Here is a 3,797-nt window from a genome sequence, read left to right as displayed (position 1 = left end):
AAGAGGAATCGGCCCGTGAACGACAACGAAGAACGCCCGGTCACCATCATCACCGGCCGGGTGTGGAAGAAAAAAGGCGGCAAACCGGAAGGCGTCCACGTCATGCTGGTTGCGCCCGACGACGATTCGGCGGTGCGCCGGGCGCTCGAATCGCTTGCCGCCGAAGGTTACGCCGAGGCCGAGCTCGACCAGATCGGCGACATGGACGGCATCCCCGACGAAGAGCCGCATATTTCCGCCTTCCAGGGCGCGCTCGAAGGCGAAGTGTCGATCGTTACCTTCGACGTGCCGATCTGACCCGGGTCCAGCTTTCGAATCGACTGCCGAACCGAATCGGCGACCGAGGCCTTCCCAGCCGACAAATGTGCTGCCGCTAAGGGAAGGCTGAGCTTGGCTGCTCGGCTTCGGCTTGCCCGAGGCAAGTGTTCTGATAAGAAGCCATCACCATCATCAAACAGACGGAGCGGCCGTGTCCCAGCCCATCAAGATAGGCATCGTCGGCGTCGGCAAGATCGTCCGCGACCAGCACCTGCCGGCCCTGGCGAAAGACCAGGACTATCGCCTCGTCGCGGCCGCCAGCCGTCACGGCAAGGTGGATGACATCCCGAATTTCCCCACCATCGAAGCCATGCTCGACGCCGTAGCCGAGCTCGAGGCCGTCTCGCTCTGCATGCCGCCGCAATTCCGCTACGACGCGGCGCGGACGGCGCTGACGGCAAAGAAGCATGTCTTCCTGGAGAAGCCGCCGGGCGCTACTGTCAGCGAGGTCGAAGACCTCAAGACATTGGCTGCGCACAACGGCGTCTCGCTGTTCGCCAGCTGGCACTCGCGCTATGCGCCGGCCGTCGAGGCCGCACGTGCTTTTCTAAGTTCAGCCCGCATCCGCTCGGCCGCCATCAACTGGAAAGAGGATGTGCGCCGCTGGCACCCGAACCAGGAATGGATCTGGGCTCCCGGCGGTTTTGGCGTCTTCGATCCCGGCATCAACGCGCTGTCGATTGCCACCCATATCCTGCCGGCCATGTTCATCACCTCGGCGGTGCTCGACTTTCCCGAAAACCGCGCCTCCCCGGTTGCCGCGCGCGTCACCTTCCGCACCTCGAATGGCCTGCCGGTGACGATGGACCTCGACTGGCTGCAGACAGGCCCGCAAAGCTGGGACATCCTGGCCGACACCGACAAGGGCGCCATGGTGCTGTCGGGCGGCGGCTCGAAGCTCGCCATCGATGGCAAGCTCATTCACGAAGAGCCGGAAGCGGAATATCCGATGCTCTACAAGCGCTTCGCCGAGATCGTGCGCGCCGGCGTTTCCGATGTCGATCTGGCCCCGCTCCAGCATGTCGCTGACGCCTTCATGCTCGGCAAGCGCAACGTAGTCGAGGCGTTTTTCGATTGAGCTGTGCACGCGACGGGATCGCGGACCTGGCGTGAATGCACGCTGGTGCCAGGTCGACCCCCACTCCGTCTCGGCTACGCCGAGCCACCTCTCCCCCGATCGACGGGGTAGAGGAAGGGCGCGAACCTATTGACGCCAACGCTCGTTCAGCAACGCTCCTTTCCTTTCCCTCCGGAGGGGGGAAAGGTGCCGCTGCGAAGCAGCAACGGATTGGGGGAAGCCGGTCGACAAACGAACAGCCGCCGAGTTGGTCTGATATCAGCGTCATTCAGACAATCATGGCGCGATCTCACTCCACGATCGCAATCGCAAAGCCATCATAGCCCTTGGCGCCGACGGTCTGGATGGCGGTGCCGTCCAGACGCTTCTCGCTGCCGATGAATGAGAATGCGGCGCGCGCGCCTTCGACATTGGCGTCGCGGCCATCTTCGTTCACCACATCACCATCTCGAATGACGTTGTCGCAGACGATGGCCGTTCCGGGCCGCGACAACCGCATGGCCCAGGATAGGTAGTGCGGATTGTTCGGCTTGTCGGCATCGATGAAGATGAAGTCGAATGGCCCGGCATTCTCGGTGCCAAGTGCTGCGAGCGACTGAAGCGCCGGACCGACCCGCAGTTCCACCCGCTCCGATACCCCTGCCCGCTCGAAATTCGATCGCGCGACATGAGCATGGTGCTGATCGAGTTCAAGCGTCACGATCTTGCCGTCGGCAGGCAGTGCGCGCGCCATCCAGATGGTCGAATAGCCGCCCAGCGTGCCTATTTCGAGGACCTTCTTCGCTCCCTGCATGCGCGCAAGAAGTGAAAGCAGCTTGCCCTGCGCCGGCGACACGTCGATCGCCGGAAGGCCATGATCGTGGTTGGCCGCCAGAACGGCATCAAGCACGGGGTCCGCCTCAAAGAGGGAACCGACGATGTAGTCGTCGACTGCCGCCCAATTGTTCCTGCTCATCGTAAGTGCTGCCCTTTCCGGAGACGTCCGCGGGTCGACGTTCGACCCACTCAAAGAGCCTCTGGCTTCAAGATAATATACCGGCCGTTCTCGTCCAGTTCGTCCGAGGCAACCGACACGACCGACTGCCCACCCGTCCTGGACACAAGAATGAACGAGTAGGGATCCGCCGTGGCATCGTTGGCGAGAAGCAATGACCTGTCGAGCAGCCGCGCCAGCCGCGCGCCGCTCTCGACGGCATCCGGTTGCTGAAACATATCCGAGAGATAGATGGTCACGAGTTGCGAATAGGCGTCTTCCGACGCGCCATCTACGACGCAGGTGGCGGGCGCATCCCCGAGTTCGGCGACGCTGTGAACAACATCCACACTCTGCGCGCTCAGCTCGAGAACCGCCGCAACGCAGTGCCTTAGCAAATCATCATCCGCGGGATGTTCCAGGGCCGCGTCGAACCAGATCATCGCTTGCGCGCCCGGCTCGAAATGCTTGTCGGCAGCCCGCAGGGCGCCTTCCGGGTCGAGTTCCTGCCGGAGCTTGCTCTTGATTTCCGCCACGATCGCCCTGTAGCCGGGGTCGAAGATGAAGTCGATTTCCGGCTCGACCGCCGCCTCGATTTCCCTCAGCACGAACTCCTCTTCCGGAGACAGGCCGAAGTCGCCGATCCTGGCGCAGATATCTATCAGGACGGCCATCTTGGCCTGCGACAATGTGATGGTGACCGCTTTGTCGAGGTCGTATTCTTCGCTCATCAAGGCTCCCCCGCATCTGGACGCAAGCCATCATCTTCGCTGATCCGATGCGCAAGCCAAAACGCGAAAAAGGGGCCACCGGCCCCTTTTCCTCTTCACGTTCCGTCCGCGCTTACTGCGCGGCGGTGGTCATATCGGCGAGCATCGGCTCGGCGACTTCCACACCCGAGGCCTTGCGGCGCTCGTCGATGATCAGTTCGTCGCGCGAGGTGGCGATGCGCCGGATCTGGCTCATCGTGCCGCCGGTACCGGCCGGGATCAACCGGCCGACGATGACGTTTTCCTTCAAGCCCTGCAGCATGTCGGTCTTGCCGGCAACGGCAGCTTCCGTCAGCACTCGCGTCGTCTCCTGGAAGGAGGCGGCCGAGATGAAGGACGGCGTCTGCAGCGATGCCTTGGTGATGCCGAGCAGCACCGGCAGGCCTTCGGCCGGCTTCTTGCCGTCCTCGACCAGACGCTCGTTGACCTCTTCCAGTTCGATCACGTCGACATGATCGCCCGGAATGTAGGTCGAGTCGCCCTGCACCGTGATCTCGACCTTCTGCAGCATCTGGCGAACGATCACCTCGATGTGCTTGTCGTTGATCGACACGCCCTGCAGACGGTAGACTTCCTGGATCTCGTTGACGAGGTAGGAAGCAAGTGCCTCCACGCCCTTGATCGCCAGGATGTCGTGCGGCGCCGGGTTGCCCTCGAG

Annotated in this window: 4 protein-coding genes and 1 pseudogene; 2 read left to right on the top strand and 3 right to left on the bottom strand. The window is 62.7% G+C overall.

Features of this window, described 5'->3' with window-relative positions:
• The first annotated feature begins 15 nt into the window (after positions 1–15).
• Together EN914_RS27780 and EN914_RS27775 are read left to right on the top strand one after the other, a co-directional pair.
• Positions 16–297, top strand: a complete 282-nt coding sequence (locus tag EN914_RS27780; RefSeq protein WP_013531420.1) for a transcriptional regulator — start codon at positions 16–18, stop codon at positions 295–297.
• A 172-nt stretch (positions 298–469) separates the two neighbouring features.
• Entirely contained in the window at positions 470–1,396 is a 927-nt protein-coding gene (locus EN914_RS27775) for a Gfo/Idh/MocA family protein (RefSeq protein WP_013531419.1), read from the top strand.
• A gap of 289 nt (positions 1,397–1,685) precedes the next feature.
• On the opposite strand, the gene EN914_RS27770 is transcribed toward EN914_RS27775, so the two are convergent.
• The 3 genes and pseudogenes from EN914_RS27770 to EN914_RS27760 form a co-directional block, all read right to left on the bottom strand.
• Positions 1,686–2,351 carry an O-methyltransferase gene (locus EN914_RS27770; protein ID WP_024505641.1) on the bottom strand — a complete coding sequence of 222 codons (666 nt, stop codon included), beginning with the start codon at positions 2,349–2,351 and terminating at the stop codon, positions 1,686–1,688.
• Between the two features lie 50 nt (positions 2,352–2,401).
• Positions 2,402–3,058, bottom strand: coding sequence for a hypothetical protein (locus tag EN914_RS39380; protein ID WP_245265421.1), 657 nt, complete (start codon positions 3,056–3,058; stop codon positions 2,402–2,404).
• Positions 3,059–3,212: 154 nt separating this feature from the next.
• Positions 3,213–3,797 (bottom strand): annotated as a pseudogene (locus EN914_RS27760) (DNA-directed RNA polymerase subunit beta'); the annotation flags it as partial.

Source organism: Mesorhizobium sp. M7A.F.Ca.CA.001.08.2.1 (genome assembly GCF_003998455.1).
GTDB lineage: Bacteria > Pseudomonadota > Alphaproteobacteria > Rhizobiales > Rhizobiaceae > Mesorhizobium > Mesorhizobium ciceri.
This window is presented reverse-complemented; position numbering and strand designations above follow the sequence as displayed.